Source organism: Chryseobacterium sp. 'Rf worker isolate 10' (assembly GCF_050753305.1).
Lineage (GTDB): Bacteria > Bacteroidota > Bacteroidia > Flavobacteriales > Weeksellaceae > Chryseobacterium.
Genome location: NZ_JBOZOF010000005.1, coordinates 103,289 through 125,118 on the forward strand (window position 1 = coordinate 103,289; position 21,830 = coordinate 125,118).

Here is a 21,830-nt window from a genome sequence, read left to right on the forward strand (position 1 = left end):
TGCTGACTTTATTCGGTTAATGTTGCGTCAAAATGCGAAAACTCAAAATGTCATTAACTGTTTTATACAGACCGGTAAAGACGAAGCAGGCCTACCTTTAATGTTGAAAGACCTTCTATTATGAATATTTATAAGGATTACATCAAAGAGATTGAAGAAAGAAAAACCCAGGGGCTTCATCCAAAGCCAATTGACGGGGCTGAATTACTAAGCGAAATCATTTTGCAAATAAAAGATTCAGGTAATGCTGACCGATCAGATTCTCTTAAGTTTTTCATTTACAACACACTGCCTGGTACTACAAGTGCTGCAGGTGTGAAAGCAAAATTTTTAAAAGAAATTATTCTAGGTGAATCCGTAGTAGAAGAAATTTCCCCTGCATATGCCTTCGAATTGTTATCTCACATGAAAGGCGGACCTTCTATTGAAGTATTGCTTGATCTTGCTTTAGGTAATGACACAGCTATTGCTAAAGAAGCGGCAAACGTTCTTAAAACACAGGTTTTCCTTTACGAAGCAGACACTACCCGTCTGAAAGAAGCTTTCGAAAGCGGAAACGCAATCGCAAAAGAAATTCTTGAAAGCTATGCAAAAGCAGAGTTTTTCACAAAACTTCCTGAAGTTGCTGAAGAAATTAAAGTAGTAACATTTATCGCTGGTGAAGGAGACATCTCTACAGATTTACTTTCTCCTGGTAATCAGGCACACTCAAGATCAGACCGTGAACTTCATGGTAAATGTATGATCACTCCTCAGGCTCAGGAAGAAATCAAAGCTTTACAGGCAAAGCATCCTGACGCAAGTGTGATGCTTATCGCTGAAAAAGGAACAATGGGTGTAGGTTCATCAAGAATGTCCGGAGTAAACAACGTTGCTCTTTGGACAGGAAAACAGGCTAGCCCATATGTACCATTCGTAAACATTGCTCCAATTGTAGGAGGAACAAACGGTATTTCACCAATCTTCCTTACAACAGTAGACGTTACCGGAGGTATTGGTGTTGACCTTAAAAACTGGGTAAAGAAAGTTGACGAAAACGGTAACCCAATTCGTAACGAAAATGGAGACATCGTTCTTGAAGAAGCTTATTCAGTAGCTACAGGAACTGTTTTAACGATTAATACAAAAGAAAAGAAATTATATAACGGAGATAAGGAATTGATCGACCTTACTAAATCTTTCACTCCGCAAAAAATGGAGTTCATCAAAGCGGGAGGTTCTTATGCTATCGTATTTGGTAAAAAACTACAGACATTTGCAGCTCAGCTTTTAGGAGTTGAAGCTCCTGCTGTTTTTGCTCCATCAAAAGAAATTTCTCACGAAGGACAAGGACTTACAGCTGTAGAAAAAATATTCAACAGAAATGCTGTTGGAACTACACCAGGAAAAGTTTTACACGCAGGTTCTGACGTTCGTGTACAGGTAAACATCGTTGGATCTCAGGATACGACAGGTCTTATGACTTCTCAGGAGCTTGAATCCATGGCAGCAACGGTAATTTCTCCAATTGTTGACGGTGCTTACCAGTCAGGATGCCACACGGCTTCAGTTTGGGATAAAAAAGCTCAGGCTAACATTCCGAAACTGATGAAATTCATGAACGAGTTCGGTTTGATTACAGCCCGTGACCCGAAAGGTGAATACCACGCAATGACTGACGTTATCCACAAGGTTCTTAACGACATCACTGTAGATGAGTGGGCAATCATCATTGGAGGTGACTCTCACACAAGAATGTCTAAAGGAGTAGCTTTCGGAGCTGACTCTGGAACGGTTGCTCTTGCATTAGCTACTGGTGAAGCATCAATGCCAATTCCGGAATCTGTAAAAGTAACATTCAAAGGAAACATGAAAGAACACATGGATTTCCGTGATGTGGTTCATGCAACTCAGGCTCAGATGTTGAAGCAATTTGGAGGAGAAAACGTATTCCAGGGTAGAATTATTGAGGTTCACATTGGAACACTTCCTGCTGACCAGGCATTTACATTTACAGACTGGACTGCTGAGATGAAGGCAAAAGCCTCTATCAATATTTCTGAAGACAATACCTTGATTGAATCACTGGAAATTGCAAAAGGCAGAATCCAGATCATGATTGACAAGGGTATGGATAACCACAATAAAGTTCTTCAGGGATTAATTGACAAAGCAAACAAAAGAATTGCAGAGATCAGATCAGGTGAAAAACCAGGTTTGACTCCGGATGCTAACGCTAAATATTATGCTGAAGTAGTTGTAGATCTTGATGTAATCGTTGAACCAATGATTGCTGACCCGGATGTAAACAACGACGATGTATCCAAAAGATATACTCACGATACCATCAGAGATCTTTCTTACTATGGAGGTGAGAAAAAAGTAGACCTTGGTTTCGTAGGATCTTGTATGGTTCACAAAGGTGACCTTAAGATTGTTTCTCAAATGCTTAGAAATATTGAAAAACAACAAGGAAAAGTAGAATTTAGCGCTCCTCTTGTTGTAGCAGCACCTACTTATAACATCATTGATGAATTAAAGGCAGAAGGTGACTGGGAATTACTAGAAAAATATTCAGCTTTTGAATTTGATGACAATGCTCCAAAAGGAGAAGCTCGTGTTGAATACAAAAACGTAATGTACCTTGAGCGTCCTGGATGTAACCTCTGTATGGGTAACCAGGAAAAAGCAGCTAAAGGAGATACTGTTTTAGCTACTTCTACCCGTCTTTTCCAGGGAAGAGTAGTGGAAGATTCTGAACGTAAAAAAGGAGAATCTCTATTGGCTTCAACTCCGGTTGTTGTTCTTTCTGCGATTATCGGAAGAATTCCTAACATTGATGAGTATAAAGCCGCAGTTGAAGGTATTGACCTTACTACTTTTGTTCCTTCTATTAAAGAATTGACAAGTACAAGCGCTCACTAAGAGATTGATAAATTAGTCGCAAGACTATTAGAAACTATATAATTGGAAGATTTTGATCCTTAAGGATTTAAAATCTTCCAATTTTTTGTTTAGAACGTTTCTATTTTAAGATAGTTACGTTTTTTTTTCGATAAAATCCGGAAAATAAATTCTAATTTTTCTTAAATTGAAAGTTATAAAATCTATTGATTTTGAAGTCAGAAACACCCCTGTTTATAGATTATAGGAACGTTTTTTGATATATAAAAAAGTGATTTTTCTTTTTCTATAGTAGAAAAAGAAGCCATAACGGAAAAAGAACAAAACTAAATTAAGATATGACTTTTGATATTGATATGATCAAAAAGGTGTACGAGCGTTACCCGGAAAGAATTGCTGCAGCAAGACAAATCGTGGGAAAACCTCTTACCCTTTCAGAAAAAATTCTTTACACCCACCTTTGGGAGGGAAATGCTACACAAGAATATGAAAGAGGAAACTCTTATGTAGACTTCGCACCAGACAGAGTTGCGATGCAGGATGCCACTGCACAGATGGCACTTTTACAATTCATGCAGGCAGGAAAAACTAAAGTAGCTGTTCCTTCCACTGCTCATGCTGACCACCTGATCCAGGCAAAAGTAGGTGCTGACAAAGACTTACAGGAAGGGATCAACAAAAACTCTGAGGTATTCAACTTCCTTAGCTCTGTATGTGATAAATACGGAATTGGATTCTGGAAGCCGGGAGCAGGTATCATTCACCAGGTTGTACTGGAAAATTATGCATTCCCTGGAGGAATGATGATCGGTACTGACTCTCATACGGTAAATGCAGGAGGACTGGGAATGGTAGCGATCGGTGTAGGAGGTGCAGATGCGGTAGATGTAATGGCAGGAATGGCGTGGGAGCTTAAAATGCCTAAACTTATCGGAGTAAAATTAACCGGTAAAATGAGCGGATGGACTTCTGCAAAAGATGTTATCTTAAAAGTAGCGGGAATCCTTACTGTAAAAGGAGGTACAGGATGCATCGTAGAATATTTCGGTGAAGGTGCTGAATCTCTATCTGCAACTGGTAAAGGTACAATCTGTAACATGGGTGCTGAAATCGGAGCTACAACTTCTACTTTCGGATACGATGATTCTATGAGAAGATATCTTTCCGCTACAGGAAGACAGGATGTAGTAGATGCCGCTGATAAAATTGCTGAGCACCTAACAGGTGATGCTGAAGTATATGCTAATCCAGAACAATATTTCGATCAATTAATAGAAATTAACCTTTCTGAACTGACTCCTCACTTAAACGGACCTTTCACTCCGGACTTAGCAACTCCAGTTGCTGAATTCAGAGCTAAAGCTGAAGCCAACGGGTGGCCTTTAGAAGTTGAGTGGGCTCTTATCGGTTCTTGTACCAACTCTTCTTATGAAGATTTATCAAGAGCAGCGTCAATTGTAGAAGATGCTGTATCTAAAGGAGTAAAACCTAAAGCAATTCTAGGAATCAATCCTGGTTCTGAACAAGTGAAATTCACAGCGGAAAGAGATGGTTTCTTAGATTCTTTCAGAAAATTTGAAAACGCAAGAATTTTTACTAATGCTTGTGGACCATGTATCGGACAATGGGACAGAGAAGGTGCTGAAAAAGGAGAGAAAAACTCTATTATTCACTCTTTCAACAGAAACTTCGCCAAAAGAGCTGACGGTAACCCAAATACCCACGCATTCGTAGCTTCTCCTGAAATGGTAGCTGCTGTGGCAATCTCAGGTAGATTAGACTTCAACCCGATTACTGATACATTAACTAATGAAGCTGGTGAGCAGGTAAAACTTGGCGAGCCTAAAGGTTACGAACTTCCTTCAAAAGGATTCGCGGTAGATGACAACGGATATCAGGCTCCATCTGAAGATGGTTCAAGCGTTGTTGTGAACGTAAGCCCTACTTCAGACAGACTTCAGTTATTAGAGGAATTCCCGGCCTGGGATGGTAAAAACATTGAAGGAGCTAAAGTATTGATCAAAGCTTTCGGAAAATGTACCACCGACCATATTTCTATGGCTGGACCATGGTTGAAATACAGAGGTCACTTAGACAATATTTCAAATAACATGTTGATTGGAGCTGTAAATGCTTACAACATGGAAACCAATAAAGTTAAAAATGAATTAACCGGTGAATACGGTGAAGTTCCGGCTGTACAAAGAGCTTACAAAGCGGCAGGCGTTCCAACAATTGTTGTAGGAGATCAGAACTACGGTGAAGGTTCTTCAAGAGAGCACGCTGCAATGGAGCCTAGACACCTTGGTGTGAAAGCTGTATTGGTAAAATCATTTGCGAGAATCCACGAAACCAACCTTAAAAAACAAGGTATGCTTGGAATCACTTTCGCTAATGAGGCAGATTATGATAAAATCCAGGAAGATGACACGGTTAACTTCTTAGATCTTGACCAGTTTGCCCCAGGAAAACAACTTACTTTAGAATTCGTTCATGCAAACGGAACTAAAGACATCATTATGGCTAACCACACTTACAACGATCAGCAAATTGATTGGTTTAAAGCTGGTTCTGCCCTGAATCTGATCAAACAACAGGAAAAATAAGATTAATTGTTAGATTAATTATATAAAGGCGGCTTCATTGGAAGTCGTCTTTTTATTTTAATTTATCCAAAAGACCTGCTCTATAGCTTTCCCCAATAGGAATTTCATACTCGGGAAGAATTACTTTTTTAGCCCCGATACTTTTGATTTTATCCAAATTGACAATAAAAGATTTATGAATCCGGACAAACCTTTCAGAAAGCTGGCTTTCCATTGATTTAAGAGTATCCAGAACGATAAACTCATCATTTTCTGTCCGGATATTGACGTAGTCTTTGATACTTTCTACATAGAGAATTTCATGAAAGCCGATACGATGCCTCTGCCCAGAGGATTTCACAAAGAAATGGGTATTTTCCTCCTGTGGAAAGGAAAACCGCTCCTGAACCTTTAATACGCTCTTTTGGAATCTTTCGAATGAAATTGGCTTTAAAAGGTAATCCACAACATTATGCTCATAACCTTCCAATGCATATTCTGAATAAGCTGTTGTCAGAATGTACTTTTGATCAGATCCTACAATTTTCATAAAATTGATTCCCGTAAGCTCCGGCATCTGAATATCCAGAAAGATGAGGTCGGAATCATTTTTCTGAAGATATTCTAAAGCAAGAATCGGGTTTTCTGTAGAAAAAACAAGTTCAAGAAAAGGTGTTTTTTCTACATAGTGTTCAAGAAGAGAGATGGCCAGTGGTTCGTCATCCACAATGATGCATTTTATCTTATTCATCCCGTAAATCAATTTTTAAATCTACAATAAATTCCGTCTCCGAATCTTTGATGTCAAGCTGATGCTTAGGATATAAAATTTCCAGCCTTTTTTTCACATTCTGGATTCCTATTCCTGAAACGGTATCTTTCATTTTCTGTGTTTTAAAATTTAAAAGATAAAAATGCAGAACCTTATCATGATCTGAAATTTTCATTTCAAAACCTTTATCACGAAAATCACCATGTTTAAATGCATTCTCAACAAAAGGAACCAACAGCATTGGAGAAATTTTAAGCTGTGGATGCTGAATATCTTTTAGTATACTCAACAGTTCAGGATTTCTGATTCTAAGTTTTTCCAATGCAATTAAACTGTCAATATATCCAATTTCCTTATCCAGAGAAATCGAGTCTTTTTCAAGATCTTTTGTGCTGTACCTCAGCAATTGTCCAAGTTCCTCAATGGCAGGAAGTGCTTTATCCGATTTTTGATAGACCAGGGAATAGATATTATTCAATGAATTAAAAATAAAATGAGGGTTGATCTGGGTTTTCAACGCCTGAAGTTCTGCCTGTTTCTTTTCAATCAGAAGTTGCTTTTTATCATTTTCGGCAACACCATATTTCTCTACGATCCACAAAATTCCTGCAATGAAAACGGTCAATGATGCATTGTAGATATTATCTGTCAAATAATATAAAAGTCCGGTATCTTTATTATAATTTCTGAATCCAAGAGTAATAGGAAGCAGCACTTCTTCAATTCCATAGCGAATGACACCAAAACTTAAAATAGAGATCAAAAAAACTAACACAGCAGAATAAAGTTTCTCCAGATTTAATACTTTCGGAATAATAACCAGATACAAAAGATAAAAAGTAGAAATTTCAGTAATAAAATAGGTAAAGTTCAGCACATACGTTTCAAATCCTCTTCGCTCAGGAAAAAAGAAATAAGGGGTAATGTTGTTTCCTATAAAATTGAAACTCCAATAAAAAATCTGAAGCCAGATAATTTGCTTTTTATTCATATTCAAATATAAATCTATACACACAATTCATCAACCCTTTTCGACAAAAACCTGTTTTTTCCCGACGAAACTATTTTGACATGCATAATCCCAGGCTTCGTCTAAACGCTATTTCCAATCAAAGGCTCTTCCTATACTTTTGTCAGAGAAATTCAACATCAAGATCATTTAATCTGTCATTGATAACCTATGAAAAAGCACCTTCTATTAATAACTACCCTAGTTTGTTCTTTTATAACAGCACAAACAAAAGACACTGCTAACGTCAACAAAATTGAGGAAGTAACGATGAGTGGCAAAAAAGTTCTTGTAGAGCGTAAAGTAGACCGTCTTGTTTACAATGTTCAGAATTCTATGCTTTCACAGGGAAGTTCCGGAACTGAAGTTTTGGCAGGAACTCCTATGCTGAAGATAGATGAAAATAAAGGGCTTCTTTCCATTGCCGGAAAAAATGGGGTGTCAGTGATGGTGAATGACCGAATGCTTAATCTTTCAGGATCTGAACTGATGAATTATCTGAGAAACCTCCGTTCTGAAAACATATTGAAAATTGAAGTTATTACTACTCCACCTGCCAAATATGAAGCTCAGGGAAACAGTGGAATTATCAATATTGTTCTTAAAAAGAATCAGAACCTCGGATGGAGCGGTTATCTGAATACCAATTACACTCAGAGAACATATGCAAGTTTCAGCAGTGTGGCAGGAGTAAATTATCAGAATGAAAAAATAAAAGCCTCCGTAAAAGTAATGGGATATGATGGAGATAAAAGATCTGTAGAAAAAAATAATATTATCGGGCAAAACTCTTCTATCAACAAAGATGACAGAAAGGATATGAATGACGGATTGGGTCTGAATGCCAATTTTGATTATTCACTTTCTAAAAATTCTAATATTGGGCTGGTATATGATATTACAAAGGGACATACCAATATGGATATCAATTCAACACAGGATTACTTCACAGACAGCACTCCGACTTTACAAACAGAGACGGATTCAAAGCATCGTTCTCCTTTTACAACCCAAATGCTTAATCTTTATTTTGATCAAAAATTGGGGGAGCATAAACTTAGTTTTGGAGCCAACTATTATGGAAATTTACCTGATACGGAAGTTAATTTTACGACAAGAAATGTCACCAGCAATGCAATACAGATTGTGAGAAACCTTTCTTACGTAGATTATAAAATCTACTCCGGACAGGGTGATTTGACTTTAAATTTCAAAAAAATTCAGTTAGAAACAGGTGCAAAATACAGCCAGTTTTCTAATAATTCGGACATTGCATATTTTAATTTTAACAATGGAAATTATATCATAGATCCGGCAAAGAGTAATCTTTTTGATTATAATGAAAAGAATTATGCAGCCTATATCAGCGCTAGTAAAGACCTTGGCGAAAAATGGTCTGTAAAAGCCGGACTGCGTTATGAATATTCACAAACCAGCGGTTTTTCTCCTACTACACAGTCAAAATCTGAGAATAATTACGGAAAATTTTTCCCAACAGCCTATTTATCTTATAAAGCGAATGAGAATAATCAATTGAGTGTTAATTATTCCCGAAGAATCAATCGCCCTTATTTCCGGGCTTTAGATCCGTTCCGATGGTATTCTAATCCCAATTCTTATTATACAGGAAACCCAAGCCTGCAGCCATCTTTTAATCATAATATTGAATTCAATTATATTTTTAAAAATAAATTTTCTGCGAATCTTTACTACCAGAGAACAAAGAATAACTTTGATCAACTCTCATTCCTGAACGGAATTGACCTTACCAGTACTTATGAAAATTATTACAATCAAAATATTTACGGGCTCAATTTCAATTATACGGATACGTTTTTCAAAATCTGGGAAAGTAATATCTCAACCTCATTCAGTTATAATGAAACTCAGATTACAAAGTTCAATCTGGTTGCTAAAAACGGACAGTCATTTTATTTTTCTTTGAACAATACTTTCCAACTGAATAAAGCTAAGACATTCATGCTATTTGTCAATTACTGGAATAATCTTCCTTCCAGAGACGGATATTTTTCTATGAAAAACACAGCAAGTCTGGATGCTGGAATCAAAATGAGTTTTGCGGAAAAAGCCCTTCAAATCAATATTTCTGTAAGCGATATTTTCAGACAGTCCGGATTGAGAGCTGATATGTATTTTACTGATAATACACAATCTTTCAACAACTATTGGGATGCCAGAAGAATGAACCTCAGCATCACCTATAATTTTGGAAATCAGAAAGTAAAGCCGAATAACAGATCAGTCAATTTTGAAGAAAAAAACCGTGCTCAATAACTGTAAAAAACTAAGATCAGGGAATTCTTCCTGAGATAACCATCATCATATATAAAAAAACAGAGAGTTCATCTCTGTTTTTTGTTCAAATAATTTATAAATCATGACCCTATTTAGAACCTGAATTCAATTCTCGCAAATAAGAATCTCCCTCCTATACCGTACTGGGAAACCTGTCTGGAATATACAAACTGGTTATCCGCTGTTAATGAACTTATATTTGGACTTTTAGAAGGCAGAATATTCAGGATGTTATTGCTCCCGATTGTTGCTGAAATATTTTTATTAAAATCATATCCCACAGATAAATCTGTCACGAAGCGGTTATTAAGAACAAAATGCTCTGTACTCCCTGTTACCCCGTCAAAATTAGCATCTAAAACGTCTGCATCCGTCACTTTACCAAAGAAAGAATTACGCAGTACGAAAGTAAGTCCGGAAACCCTTAATGTATTGGACAAAGTAGCTTTTACGCGGGGTACAGCTTCTTCGAAATACACTCTATTCGGTTCTGAAAAATAATTATCAATCTGGCTTACCAATTTAGGCGAAGCATGAATATCTCCGATTCTTTTGGTTTGATTAAAGTTAATTCCCAGATTATTCTCTAAGGAAACTCCCGATGAAATTTTCGAGTTCTGAGAAATGGTAATATCCAACCCCTTTGTCTGAGAATCTACTGCATTCGCAAAGAAGTTAGCAGCACTAGCCCTTGCCAGATCAAAAGCGTCCTGAAGAACTGCCTGATCTGAACCTGGAGTAAAATTACCGTCAGGACGATAGAAAAGGTCTGTAAGCACTACTCTATCTTTAATCTTTATTAAATAAGCATCTGCTGTGAAAGTCAGGCTTAATGTTGGAATCTTCCATGTAATTCCTGTGCTGTAGGATTGTGAAGTTTCTTGTTTTAATTTCGGAATACCCAATGCCTGTGCTGCTTCAGAATTATTCCTGAAAGTACCTACCTGTGTAGTTTTTCCCTGCTGAATCAGTGTAGAAGTAGAACTATAATAGATTTGAGCTAAAGAAGGTGCTCTAAATCCTGTAGAAACAGCTCCTCTCCAGTTTAGATTGGGAGCCAGTTTTACATTGGTTGCTACCTTATAATTGAATGTAGATCCAAAGTCTGAATAATTCTCATATCGCAAAGCTCCTTCCAACAGCCATCCATCAGTAACTTCCAGTTCTGCATCAGCATAAGCAGCAACACTGTTTCTGTTTCCGGAAACGGCATTTTCCGGACTAAAGCCTGGAAAAACCTGTGCTCCGGCCGGTCTTATACTTCCGAAGAAATCGGTTACTTTTTCATTTTCAGGGGTTTTGGCAGTTACCACACGTCCATAAATATCATAAGAAGCATAGGAGTTTTCTTTTCCTGCATTTACTTTATAATTTTCGTGTCGGTATTCAGCTCCGAAAGCAATGTTCAATCCTTTCAGGACATCATATTTTTTGGAGAAGTCAAGATTGACAGTATTTTGTGAAAACTCAGATCCTCCGGCATCAAAAGTTCTTGGAGAATTATCTGTAAGTGAGGCATTAAATGTATTGACAACTCCAAAACCAAAGGTATTTTTCCCAAATGTATTACTGAAATCTACATTCCAGCCATTCCATTTTCCTTTAATTCCAGCAGCAAGAGAATAATCATTTACGGCTGCTTCAATCTGAGGGAGATATCCATTGGGAGTAACTGCATTGATGTTTCTCTCCGTATTTGGGAGTCTGTAAAATCCTCCGGCATTTCCAAGACGGTAGCTATAACCACCAAATGAGTACACTTTCCAATCATCATTCACAGGAATTTCAGAATTGAAGAAGAGCTGCCCCGATTGTAGCTTAGACTGTCCGGCTCTCAGGCTGAAATCTTTTCTTTCCAATCCTCTGTAATTAAGTTCCTGAGATGTAAAATCTTTACCCAATATTTTTTGAAGATCAGAAATACTGTTTGCTCCTGAGATCTGAGATTGAAAATCAGTTCCAAAATAACCAACCTTAGTCGCATATTGTTTAACCGTATTGATAATCTGCTGAGCATTGGAAGTGTTGGTAATATTTTTATACAAACCATCAATATTAACTCCATCCTGCAATGCTCTGTAATTAATGGCATTATAAGCATTGAAAATATCTCCTTCCCTTACTCCCGCTCTGGAATAAGGATCACGGTATTGCGCAGAACCTGTCACGTTAATAAATCCGGATTTTCCTATTTTAGCTCCATAATTAAGATCTACAGAAATAGTCTGTCCGTCAACTCCTCCTGAGAAATTATTAGCAACAGGCGAAGCATATCCACCGAGAAATACCTGTCCGGAAAGTCCTAATCTTTTTTTCAATCCCAGGTTAACGACTCCTGCAATGGCATCAGAACCATATTGAGCAGAAGCTCCGTCTCTTAAAACCTCAATTTTTTCCAAAGCAAAAGCCGGAATAGCATTAAGGTCGGTTCCCACAGATCCTCTTCCCGGTGTAAGGGTAACATTGATTAATGAAGACTGATATCTTCTTTTCCCATTAAGCAAAACTAAAACCTGATCAGGACCTAATCCTCTTAAAAGAGCAGGATCTACAAAGTCAGTTCCATCATTAACCGTGTGTGATGTGGATGAAAATGAAGGTACAATATAATTTAAAGCCTGACTGATATTGTTAGTGGGGCTTTGTTTTAAAATTTTCGATATGTTAATGATATCTACCGGAACGGGCGTATCCGTTAATGATCTTCCTGAACCTCTTGATCCAAGAATAACCACATCATCTATTTTTTTTGATTGTACAGTATCCGTCTGCGCGTAATAAAATGTAGAGATAAGCGCGATAGAAGGAACAAAGATTCTTTTTTTGAAATTATGCATGTTGATTGTTGTTTACTTTTTGTTGTTAAATTATTTTTGAGCAATACAAATCCTGTAGCCCTAAATTGTAAGGTTACCAGAGATGCTCGAAATGTTTGTATTATTTTTTAGAAATAGAAAATGCTAGAAGCAACAACACATGCGCATATAGAAATGGCATGAAAACATATCAGAATAATGAAGATTCTCTTCATGATCTGAGGAATAAAAAATAACTGATGTAAGGTGATTTCCCTTGTCTTTAAACATTGATTTTAACTTTAAAACAAAAATTCAAGATGGGGGAATGATAGAAATGATAAACATTTTTTCCGGAAGATCCGGCTTATCGATTGCAGCACCTTGCTTGTTTTTGCAGGTTGCTATCCCATCTAGAGATTCTTGATAATTACTTGGCAAAGATATAATTATTTCGGAAATAAAAAAAATTTCAGCTTAATTTTTCGATTTTCACAATTTTAGCGTAACAAATGATCTTTTTCAGCGTCTAACCGGATATCAGTAAAAACATTATGAAAAAAACGATTTTCGCATTATCCTTGTTAAGCTCCGTCTTTGTTTTCTCGCAGGAAAAAAATAATAAGCCTCAGGAAAAACAAATTGAAGGGGTAGTTATTACCAAAACTAAAAAAGCCGTTGAACAAAAAGCAGACCGTACTATTTTTGACTTTTCTGAACAGCCTCAGCTGAATAACGGAAATGTTTTGGAGGGAATAAAAAAACTTCCGGGACTTGTATCTACCGATATCGCAGGAATGATGTATCAGGGAAAAATGCTTGAAGTGTATCTGAATGGAAGACCTTTGAACATCACTTCCAATGAATTAAACTCCTTCCTTGAAGGAATGCCTGCCAACTCTGTAGAAAGAATTGAGGTAATCACTCAGCCCGGCGCTGAATTTCCGGCTACTTCCGGAGGAGCAATCATGAATATTATTACCAATAAAAACGCCAATAAATATTTAACAGCAACTTATTCCGGGAATTATTCTTTCACGAATTATGATAAATACAGAAACAGAACGACCAATTCTGTTAATTTAAATGCAAGAAATAAGTATTTCGGATGGCAATTGAATGTGGGACAAAACTATCGTGAAAGTATGTTGAACGGCCAGCAGGATGAGCTTTTAACGAGTCATACTGACAGATACGGACGCGGATATTTTGCAAAATCAGGATTAACTTTTGATTTGGGTCAGGACAGACTATTATTAAACTACGATATTTATCACAACAATAATGACAATTATACTTTAAGTAACGGTCATGGAGATTTGCCTTTCCAGAATAATCCAAAAGATTTAAGAGAAGCTTTTTATACATCTTCGGATGTTGCCCATACCAACAGCCTGAGACAGGAAGCTGTTGTAACGTATCAAAAGCGTTTTGCTGACAAATCTCAAAAACTGGACTTCCAGTTGGGTTATACAAGATCAGACAGTAAATTTGCACAGGATAACTTCTTTCAGAACGGTAATTTTGCTGCCACCCCTTATTTACCTATTAACAGCCCTACAAATGGTTTAAAAGATATTCTGAACAATAAATCGGTGATGAATATTGCCAATTTCAAAGTAGATTATGCTCAGCCTATCAAACTTCTTGATGGTGGGAAAGTAAGCTTTGGAGGATTGTATGAAAAACAGGATTATGATACACAAAGTTTTGGGTTAACCAATCTTGAATATCAGAGACAGACAGCTTCTACTTATTTGGAGTTTCAGGCAAAATTGAAAAAGTTCGACTTCACTTTGGGATCCCGTGCTGAAAATTATGATATTTCCGGGGTAACAAGATATTTCGACAAAGATGCTAAACTGGTAGAGGCTAATTTGATTCCTTTCAACAAGTTTAAGCTTTTCCCGAACGCGAGTGTACAGTATAACATGATGAATCAGGTTTATATTGCAGCGAATTACAACAGAAAAATCAGTTTACCAAGTATTTCTGCCCTGAACCCGAATAACGTAACGTTCTCCGGGCCAAGTACAGAAGTAAATGGTAACCCGAATCTACAGCCTACTATTTTTGATAACTATGAATTGAAAATTTCCGCTTTTGATTACGCATTTATTGGATATAGCGTAAGTTCAGCAAGCAATCAGGTGGCACAGATTATCAGAAAAGACGGAAGAAAACTTTACAACGAGCAGGTGAATATTTCGAATATGAAAATTCACAACTTCAACGTGGGATTACCGGTTCCTTTTATGATTTTCAGCAAGCCATTGAGCGAAATCATGAAGTTTGATTTCAATCCTGATAAAATTAACTTCATGTATTTATATGCTGGTTATCAGAAACATGAAATCGACAATCTGAATAATAAAGGGTTCTGGATTTTCAATATTATGACTCAGATTCTTTTGCCTAAAGATATCAAAATGACAGCCAATTACAGCTATCTGACTCCAAAGGCAGGATATTTCTACTTCACGGCAGAGAAACCGTTCAACAACTCTCTGGATATTACGCTGACGAAGAAGTTTATGAACAACCGTCTTACACTTTCTGTTTTTGCGAATGATATTTTCAACGGACAGATGATGCAGGTACGCTCTAATCCGCCATCAGGAACTCCAGTGTTGATCAGCAGTAAATATGATACGAGAAATTTCGGATTTTCCATCAACTATAAAATTCCAACAAGAAATAAACTGGCAAAAGAGGATCCGAACATCCTGAACCAGACTAAAAAAGAAGATAACGGAGGTGTGATGCAGCAGGCACAATAATCCTTCTTTGTAATAAAATAAAAATAGGCGGTAAATAATTACCGCCTATTTTTTTTACAGGTAAGTTTTGGCTAAAGCCAATGGATGGTTTTATAAAAGTAAAACGGGCTAAAGCCCGTTCCTATTGATATATTGCAGTGTATAATCGCTTCGTATAAAATTTGTAAGGCTTGCGAAAAGCCAAGAATTTAATTCCAGATTTCAAAAGAATATTTTTGTAAAAAAAGGCTTCATTGTTTACATTCAGAAGCCTCTTTCTATTGATATTAAAATGGTGTTATTTGTGAAAAATAGTAGTGATATTACCGTTTATATTTACATCAAAAATCTATCGTCTGAAATCTCCAGTTCAGCGTATCTACCAAAGTCAGCTGATTAACACTCACAGGAAGATTCGTGATAATTTTTAACGCCTGAAGAGCCATCATACTGCCTATCATTCCTGGAAGAGCTCCCAGCACACCAAGGCTGTCACAATCTGGTACATCTTCATCGAAAGGAGGTTCAGGGAAAATATCTCTCAGATTTTTACTTCCTTTATGATTAAACACAGAAACCTGTCCTGAAAACCCTAAAATACTTCCATAAATTAGAGTCTTTTTCAGTTTCACGCAGGTATCATTCACCAGATATCTTGTAGAAAAATTATCTGAACCATCGACAATAACATCATAATGAAAAATGATTTCTTTGGCATTATTTTCATTGAGCTTTTTCTCAATTCCTATCAAGTTAACCTGATGATTAAGTTCATTTACAAATGTTTCTGCGCTCTTCACTTTGGATAATCCTACTCTGTTTTCAGTATGAATGATCTGTCTGTTCAGATTATGAAGTTCAACCTCATCAAAATCTACAATGCCTAAAGTCCCTACTCCTGCAGCAGCCAGATATTGGATAACCGGACTTCCCAAGCCTCCTGCTCCAACAACGAGAACTTTGGAAGTTATTATTTTCTTTTGTCCCTCCAGTCCTATCTCTTCTATAAATATCTGCCGGCTGTATCGTGAAAAATGATCTTCTTTCATAATTATAACTTAACCATTAAGATTCTTTAAAATCCACTGTAAACAGAGTCCCAATCTTTCATCACAGGATCATAACCTGCTTTTTTGATCATCATTCTGATTTCATCCATACTTCGTTCGTCACTGGTTTCAAACTGTTCCAGAGATTCTTTATCTACAGCATAACCTCCGGGGTTGGTTTTTGATCCCGCACTCATGGCTGTTGCTCCCAGAGACACTATATTATTTCTGAAGACTTCATTTTCTCTGGTAGAAATGGAAATTTCAAGGTCTTCATTCCAGATTCTATAGGCACAGATCAATTGAAGAAGGTCTTTATCTTCCATAATAAAATTAGGTTCAATAATTCCTTCAGCAGGTCTGAGTCTCGGAAAGGAAACGGAAAACTTACTTTTCCAGTAGTATTTCTGAAGATAATCGATGTGTAATGCGTTGAAAAAGCTATCAACCCTCCAATCTTCAAGTCCAAGGAGAACTCCAAGCCCGATTTTATGAATTCCGGCTCTTCCTATTCTGTCCGGCGTTTCCAGACGGAAATGGAAGTTTGATTTTTTACCTTTCGGATGGTATTCTCTGTAGACATCCTGATGGTAGGTTTCCTGATACACCAAAACAGAATGTACTCCTTCTTCATGAAGCAGTTTGTATTCTTCTTCCATTAATGGCTGAACTTCAATGGAAATATTGGAAAAATGAGGTTTTAGCTTACGCACCGCATTCTGAAAATAAGGCACACCTACTATTTTATTGGCTTCTCCACTTACCAGTAATACATGATTCACTCCCATAGATTTTAACACTGAGGCTTCAATCATCAGCTCCATATCGGAAAGTGTTTTCCTTTTCAGGTTATTATCAAGACTGAATCCGCAATAGGTACAGATATTCTGGCACTCATTACTGAGATACAGCGGTGCATACAACTGAATGGTTTTTCCAAATCGTTTTTGGGTGAGCACTTGCGTCATTCTTGCCATCAGCTCCAGTTCATGAGAAGCAGCTGGTGACAGGAGATTCAGGAAATCGCCAAGGGTTTTATTTTTTTTCTGAAGACTGTATCTTACATCAGACAGACTAACTTTTTCAAGCTTATTCTTTACTTCATCCCACTGATAGTTTTCAAAAACATCTTTAAAGCTTTTCATGAGTCTGATTTATTCAAATAAAAACGAAGTAAGCGGACTTGAAGCTTCAGCATGGTTGGCAATCGCTCCCAATCCAGATTCGAATGCTCTTCTTCCGGCAATCACACCTTCTTTAAAAGCAACAGCCATATTCAGTGGATTTCCGGCTACGGCAATGGCAGTATTTACCAAAACGGCATCTGCTCCCATCTCCATTGCTTTTGCAGCATCTGATGGTGCCCCGATTCCTGCATCTACCACTACGGGAACATTACTTTGGCTGATGATTATTTCCAAAAAATCCTGTGTTCTTAATCCTTTATTGGTTCCAATTGGTGCTCCCAAAGGCATTACCACAGCTGTTCCGGCATCTTCAAGACGTTTGCACAAAACAGGATCTGCATGAATGTAAGGCATTACAATAAATCCCAGTTTGGCCAATTCTTCAGTGGCATATAAGGTTTCAATAGGATCCGGCAGTAAATATTTTGGATCCGGATGAATTTCCAGTTTTACCCAGTTGGTTTCCAATGCTTCTCTGGCTAATTGTGCTGCCAATACCGCTTCTTTAGCCGTTCTTGCTCCGGAAGTGTTGGGTAGAAGGTGAACGTTGGTTTCTTTTAATGAATCAAGCAGATCGTCTTCACTGGATTGGGCGTCAATTCTTTTGAGCGCCATCGTTACCATATTGGTTTCGGAAGCGATAACAGATTGTACCATATCTCTCATACTTCCGAATTTTCCTGTTCCTAAAAACAGTCTTGATTCAAAAATTCTTCCTGCTATTTCTAATTTCTGATTGTTCATATCATTACTTTTTTTAGTTCATTAATAATAGTCGGCTGTTTTGTAATGAGCCCGGATACAGCAACACCATAAATCCCGATTTCCTGTAACGGCAAAATATCTTCAAGGGTAACGCTTCCGATGGCAAATATTCTAGGGATATCTATTGATTTTTCTCTTAATCCATCAATGATCACCTGATATCCTTCAAACCCAAGAACCGGGCTTAGTTTTTCTTTGGTTGTGGTAAATCTCAATGGTCCTAAACCTATATAATCACAAGATTCTTTGATTCTCTGGATGACATCTGAAAGGGTATTAGCCGTTCCGCCAATAATTTTATTTTCACCTAAGATTAATCTTGCTTCTTCGATAGCACTGTCGTTTAATCCCAAATGCACTCCGTCAGCATCTATTTCTTTGGCTATTTGTACATGATCATTGATGATACAAACCGACTGATATTCTGAACAAAGTTGTTTTGAAATTTCACAGAGGTTGATTAATTCGTTTTCAGGAGCATTTTTCCATCGAACCTGTACCCATTTAATCCCGTTGTCTAAGACTTTTCGGATACAAAGTTCCTGTTCCTGAAAGGTATTTCCCTGTGATATGTATTGTAATTTTTCCATTTTTCTATGAATGCGTTCCCAGTAAAGAGGGATTGCTTTTTAAAAATTTTTCGATGTATAATTTCCCATTTCTACAGGCAGTTTCCCTATTTTCACCTTTCGCAAGTTCTGCGGTTATGGCTGATGATAAAACACAGCCGGAGCCATGTTTAGGAAAATAGGCTGCACTACTTTCGGTTGGAACTAAAAGAGTTTCTTTTCCGTTTTCAACTAAAATATCCGTTCCTAAATGATCTTCCCGATGTCCTCCTTTGATCAGCAATGAGCATTGATGAGTATCCGGCAGAAGATTATTTTCCTTTAAAACACCATATTCATTATAATTAGGTGTAATTAAACTCAAGTTATTAATCGTATTTTTCAATTGAGGAAGTGTTTCAAGGTCAAAAAATGTAAATTCGGAAGTGCTTTTCAGAACCGGATCCCAAACGATTTTTGTTTCAGGGTTAACAGCCTTTACTGCTTTTATAATTTTACCAAGAAATTCTGCATCTTTCACTATTCCAATTTTCACGGCTGAAACGGGGTAATTTTCCATCAACACTTGAATGGCTTCTGTTACTTCATCTATGGGACGCCATTCCAGACTTAAGCACTTGGAAGCGGTTTGTAATGTCAATGCTGTACATACTCCCAACCCCATTACTTTTGATTGCTCAAAGGTTTTACTATCTGATAATAAGCCTGCTCCACCACTGGGATCGAAGCCTGCAACACTTATGACATAAGGACGTTCCTGCATTTTCTGAATACATTTAAGGGTTCTTCACTTTCCCAGATAGCACCTAATAAAGCCGCTCCATCTGCTTCTGCTTCGAAAACTTCATGAATATTATTCTGATCAATTCCTCCAAGGGCAATCAATTTGACATCCGGATTTCTGCGGTGTTTTATTTCTTCTTTAATGGTAGAATCCATTCCATATCCTTTTTTGGAGATACTTGGAAAGAACGGGCTTATGAAAGCATATTCCCATTCTTTTTCCAAAGTATTATATGTTGTAATATCGTGCACTGATGTTGAAATGGTATTTTCTTCCGAAAAAGGCTTATACATTTCTTCCTTTCTATCAATCTCTCTGAAATGAAACCTTGAAATAGTAAATTCCTTTCCAAGATCGTAATGCGTATGCAGTACCAGCTGTGAATAAAAGGTTTTATCAATCTGAGCGATGAATTCAATCATTTCATTTCGGCTGAGCCATGGTTTACGAATATGAAGCAGATCAAGACCTTCCTGAAACATTTGATTAATAAGATTTGTTTCGTTCTGGACAATCAATTCAGGAGTGATAACGAGAATCATATATAAATTTCTTTCCCTTTTTCAATGAATTCCTGTGATTTATCCAGCATCCCTTGTTCTGCAGATTCACGAATTTCCTGAGTAATTTTCATTGAACAGAATTTCGGTCCGCACATGGAACAGAAATGGGCAATTTTCGCTCCTTCTGCAGGAAGTGTTTCATCATGATAAGCTCTTGCAGTTTCAGGATCTAATGAAAGGTTGAACTGATCTTCCCATCTGAACTCAAATCTTGCTTTACTTAATGCATTGTCTCTGTATTGCGCTCCAGGGTGGCCTTTTGCCAAATCTGCAGCGTGCGCAGCCAGCTTATAAGTAATTACCCCAACTTTTACATCATCTTTATTTGGAAGTCCTAAATGTTCTTTCGGAGTTACATAACAAAGCATCGCACATCCAAACCACCCGATCATGGCAGCCCCGATTCCGGAAGTAATGTGATCATAACCTGGAGCAATATCCGTTGTTAAAGGGCCTAGAGTATAGAACGGAGCTTCATGGCATTCTTCCAGCTGCTTTTCCATATTTTCTTTGATCATATGCATCGGAACGTGTCCTGGCCCTTCAATCATCACCTGTACATTGTGTTTCCATGCAATTTTCGTCAGTTCACCTAAAGTTTCCAGTTCTGCAAATTGTGCCGCATCATTGGCATCTGCAATAGACCCCGGACGAAGACCGTCTCCCAGAGAGAAAGCAACATCGTATTTCTTCATGATTTCACAAATCTCCTCAAAATGGGTATACAGGAAGCTTTCTTTATGATGGAATAAGCACCATTTTGCCATGATCGATCCTCCTCTGGAAACAATTCCGGTAACTCTTTTTGCTGTTAAATGAATGTATCTCAACAAAACTCCGGCATGAATAGTGAAATAGGAAACTCCCTGTTCTGCCTGTTCAATCAGTGTATCTCTGAAGATTTCCCATGTCAGATCTTCAGGAACTCCTTTTACTTTTTCCAATGCCTGATAGATCGGAACAGTACCAATCGGAACCGGACTGTTTCTGATGATCCATTCTCTTGTTTCATGAATATTTTTCCCTGTGGAAAGATCCATAATGGTATCGCCTCCCCATCTGCAGGCCCATACTGCTTTTTCCACTTCTTCTTCAATGCTGGATGAAACGGCACTGTTTCCGATATTGGCATTGATTTTCACCAGGAAATTTCTTCCGATAATCATCGGTTCACTTTCCGGGTGATTGATATTATTGGGAATAATAGCTCTTCCGGCTGCAATTTCGTCTCTTACAAATTCCGGTGTGATCTTACTTTTTGGAGTATTGGCGCCAAAACTATGTCCGGGATGTTGAAAAGCCATTTCTTTGGATACGGAGTCAAGCTGTTCTATTCTTTGATTTTCTCGGATCGCCACATATTCCATTTCCGGAGTAATGATTCCCTGTTTTGCATAGTAAAGCTGTGTAACTTCTTTTCCTTCCTGTGCTACTTTAGGTTTATGATCATAGGAAAATCTTAATTCATCAAGACGAGGATCTGCTAAACGGGCTTTTCCGTATTCAGAGGTAATTCCGTCCAGGATATTCACATCATTTCTATCCAGAATCCATTGTTCTCTGATTCTTGGAAGCCCTTTTTGAATATCAATGACTGCATTTTCATCGGTATAAGGACCTGAAGCGTCGTAAATGGTTACCGGAGCATTATGTTCAAAGCCGCCATTGGTTAATTTGGTGGGGCTAAGCTGTATTTCACGCATTGCTACACTGATAGGGTGTAATGTACCTTCAATATAGATTTTCTTTGAGTTCGGAAATGGCGAACATGTAATGGAGTGAGCCATAAGTATT

General features: G+C 37.5%; 14 protein-coding genes and 1 riboswitch. Of the genes, 4 read left to right on the forward strand and 10 right to left on the reverse strand.

Annotated features, from left to right (window positions below; all coding sequences use genetic code 11):
* Positions 1 to 120: 120 nt before the first annotated feature.
* Both LKL37_RS20235 and LKL37_RS20240 read left to right on the forward strand, forming a co-directional pair.
* On the forward strand, positions 121 to 2,904 hold the full coding sequence (locus LKL37_RS20235) for a bifunctional aconitate hydratase 2/2-methylisocitrate dehydratase (RefSeq protein ID WP_431612238.1): 2,784 nt from the start codon (positions 121 to 123) through the stop codon (positions 2,902 to 2,904).
* Between the two features lie 317 nt (positions 2,905 to 3,221).
* On the forward strand, positions 3,222 to 5,489 hold the full coding sequence (locus LKL37_RS20240) for an aconitate hydratase (RefSeq protein ID WP_431612239.1): 2,268 nt from the start codon (positions 3,222 to 3,224) through the stop codon (positions 5,487 to 5,489).
* Between the two features lie 52 nt (positions 5,490 to 5,541).
* Here the strand turns inward: LKL37_RS20240 and LKL37_RS20245 are convergent, their stop codons facing one another.
* Both LKL37_RS20245 and LKL37_RS20250 read right to left on the reverse strand, forming a co-directional pair.
* Positions 5,542 to 6,219, reverse strand: coding sequence for a LytR/AlgR family response regulator transcription factor (locus tag LKL37_RS20245; protein WP_431612240.1), 678 nt, complete (start codon positions 6,217 to 6,219; stop codon positions 5,542 to 5,544).
* Positions 6,212 to 7,231 carry a sensor histidine kinase gene (locus LKL37_RS20250; RefSeq protein WP_431612241.1) on the reverse strand — a complete coding sequence of 340 codons (1,020 nt, stop codon included), beginning with the start codon at positions 7,229 to 7,231 and terminating at the stop codon, positions 6,212 to 6,214. The genes LKL37_RS20245 and LKL37_RS20250 overlap by 8 nt, the downstream gene beginning before the upstream one ends.
* A gap of 189 nt (positions 7,232 to 7,420) precedes the next feature.
* Between LKL37_RS20250 and LKL37_RS20255 the strand changes: the two genes are divergently transcribed.
* Positions 7,421 to 9,544, forward strand: a complete 2,124-nt coding sequence (locus LKL37_RS20255) for a TonB-dependent receptor domain-containing protein (protein ID WP_431612242.1) — start codon at positions 7,421 to 7,423, stop codon at positions 9,542 to 9,544.
* A 113-nt stretch (positions 9,545 to 9,657) separates the two neighbouring features.
* On the opposite strand, the gene LKL37_RS20260 is transcribed toward LKL37_RS20255, so the two are convergent.
* Positions 9,658 to 12,402: a TonB-dependent receptor plug domain-containing protein gene (locus tag LKL37_RS20260; protein WP_431612243.1), complete on the reverse strand. Its 2,745-nt coding sequence runs from the start codon at positions 12,400 to 12,402 to the stop codon at positions 9,658 to 9,660.
* Positions 12,403 to 12,697: 295 nt separating this feature from the next.
* Positions 12,698 to 12,795: riboswitch (SAM-I-IV-variant riboswitch) on the reverse strand.
* A 119-nt stretch (positions 12,796 to 12,914) separates the two neighbouring features.
* Here LKL37_RS20260 and LKL37_RS20265 point away from each other — a divergent pair.
* Positions 12,915 to 15,140 (forward strand): outer membrane beta-barrel protein, encoded by a 2,226-nt coding sequence (locus LKL37_RS20265; protein WP_431612244.1) that lies wholly within the window; start codon positions 12,915 to 12,917, stop codon positions 15,138 to 15,140.
* Positions 15,141 to 15,460: 320 nt separating this feature from the next.
* Here LKL37_RS20265 and LKL37_RS20270 read toward each other — a convergent pair whose 3' ends face one another.
* From LKL37_RS20270 to thiC, 7 genes are read right to left on the reverse strand one after another with little or no spacing between them, the layout of a single operon-like run.
* Positions 15,461 to 16,168, reverse strand: a complete 708-nt coding sequence (locus tag LKL37_RS20270; protein WP_431612245.1) for a HesA/MoeB/ThiF family protein — start codon at positions 16,166 to 16,168, stop codon at positions 15,461 to 15,463.
* 26 nt (positions 16,169 to 16,194) lie between these two features.
* Positions 16,195 to 17,313 carry a 2-iminoacetate synthase ThiH gene (thiH, locus tag LKL37_RS20275; RefSeq protein ID WP_431612246.1) on the reverse strand — a complete coding sequence of 373 codons (1,119 nt, stop codon included), beginning with the start codon at positions 17,311 to 17,313 and terminating at the stop codon, positions 16,195 to 16,197.
* Positions 17,314 to 17,322: 9 nt separating this feature from the next.
* On the reverse strand, positions 17,323 to 18,099 hold the full coding sequence (locus LKL37_RS20280) for a thiazole synthase (RefSeq protein ID WP_431612247.1): 777 nt from the start codon (positions 18,097 to 18,099) through the stop codon (positions 17,323 to 17,325).
* Positions 18,096 to 18,710 carry a thiamine phosphate synthase gene (locus LKL37_RS20285; protein WP_431612248.1) on the reverse strand — a complete coding sequence of 205 codons (615 nt, stop codon included), beginning with the start codon at positions 18,708 to 18,710 and terminating at the stop codon, positions 18,096 to 18,098. Before LKL37_RS20285 ends, LKL37_RS20280 begins: the two co-directional genes overlap by 4 nt.
* Positions 18,711 to 18,714: 4 nt before the next feature.
* Positions 18,715 to 19,452 (reverse strand): hydroxymethylpyrimidine/phosphomethylpyrimidine kinase, encoded by a 738-nt coding sequence (locus LKL37_RS20290; protein ID WP_431612249.1) that lies wholly within the window; start codon positions 19,450 to 19,452, stop codon positions 18,715 to 18,717.
* The gene (locus tag LKL37_RS20295) at positions 19,428 to 20,015 is read right to left on the reverse strand and encodes a thiamine phosphate synthase (RefSeq protein ID WP_431612250.1); all 588 of its coding nucleotides are present in this window, start codon (positions 20,013 to 20,015) and stop codon (positions 19,428 to 19,430) included. The genes LKL37_RS20290 and LKL37_RS20295 overlap by 25 nt, the downstream gene beginning before the upstream one ends.
* Positions 20,012 to 21,823, reverse strand: coding sequence for a phosphomethylpyrimidine synthase ThiC (gene thiC, locus LKL37_RS20300; protein ID WP_431612251.1), 1,812 nt, complete (start codon positions 21,821 to 21,823; stop codon positions 20,012 to 20,014). The genes LKL37_RS20295 and thiC overlap by 4 nt, the downstream gene beginning before the upstream one ends.
* Between the last annotated feature and the right edge of the window lie 7 nt (positions 21,824 to 21,830).

Bases quoted from the DNA above. Each gene is read 5' to 3' on its own strand.
- LKL37_RS20245 (WP_431612240.1), bottom strand. From the start codon at position 6,219: ATGAATAAGATAAAATGCATCATTGTGGATGACGAACCACTGGCCATC.
- LKL37_RS20235 (WP_431612238.1), top strand. From the start codon at position 121: ATGAATATTTATAAGGATTACATCAAAGAGATTGAAGAAAGAAAAACC.
- thiC (WP_431612251.1), bottom strand. From the start codon at position 21,823: ATGGCTCACTCCATTACATGTTCGCCATTTCCGAACTCAAAGAAAATC.
- LKL37_RS20240 (WP_431612239.1), top strand. From the start codon at position 3,222: ATGACTTTTGATATTGATATGATCAAAAAGGTGTACGAGCGTTACCCG.
- LKL37_RS20295 (WP_431612250.1), bottom strand. From the start codon at position 20,015: ATGATTCTCGTTATCACTCCTGAATTGATTGTCCAGAACGAAACAAAT.
- LKL37_RS20290 (WP_431612249.1), bottom strand. From the start codon at position 19,452: ATGCAGGAACGTCCTTATGTCATAAGTGTTGCAGGCTTCGATCCCAGT.
- LKL37_RS20280 (WP_431612247.1), bottom strand. From the start codon at position 18,099: ATGAACAATCAGAAATTAGAAATAGCAGGAAGAATTTTTGAATCAAGA.
- LKL37_RS20255 (WP_431612242.1), top strand. From the start codon at position 7,421: ATGAAAAAGCACCTTCTATTAATAACTACCCTAGTTTGTTCTTTTATA.
- LKL37_RS20250 (WP_431612241.1), bottom strand. From the start codon at position 7,231: ATGAATAAAAAGCAAATTATCTGGCTTCAGATTTTTTATTGGAGTTTC.
- LKL37_RS20285 (WP_431612248.1), bottom strand. From the start codon at position 18,710: ATGGAAAAATTACAATACATATCACAGGGAAATACCTTTCAGGAACAG.
- LKL37_RS20265 (WP_431612244.1), top strand. From the start codon at position 12,915: ATGAAAAAAACGATTTTCGCATTATCCTTGTTAAGCTCCGTCTTTGTT.
- LKL37_RS20270 (WP_431612245.1), bottom strand. From the start codon at position 16,168: ATGAAAGAAGATCATTTTTCACGATACAGCCGGCAGATATTTATAGAA.
- LKL37_RS20260 (WP_431612243.1), bottom strand. From the start codon at position 12,402: ATGCATAATTTCAAAAAAAGAATCTTTGTTCCTTCTATCGCGCTTATC.
- thiH (WP_431612246.1), bottom strand. From the start codon at position 17,313: ATGAAAAGCTTTAAAGATGTTTTTGAAAACTATCAGTGGGATGAAGTA.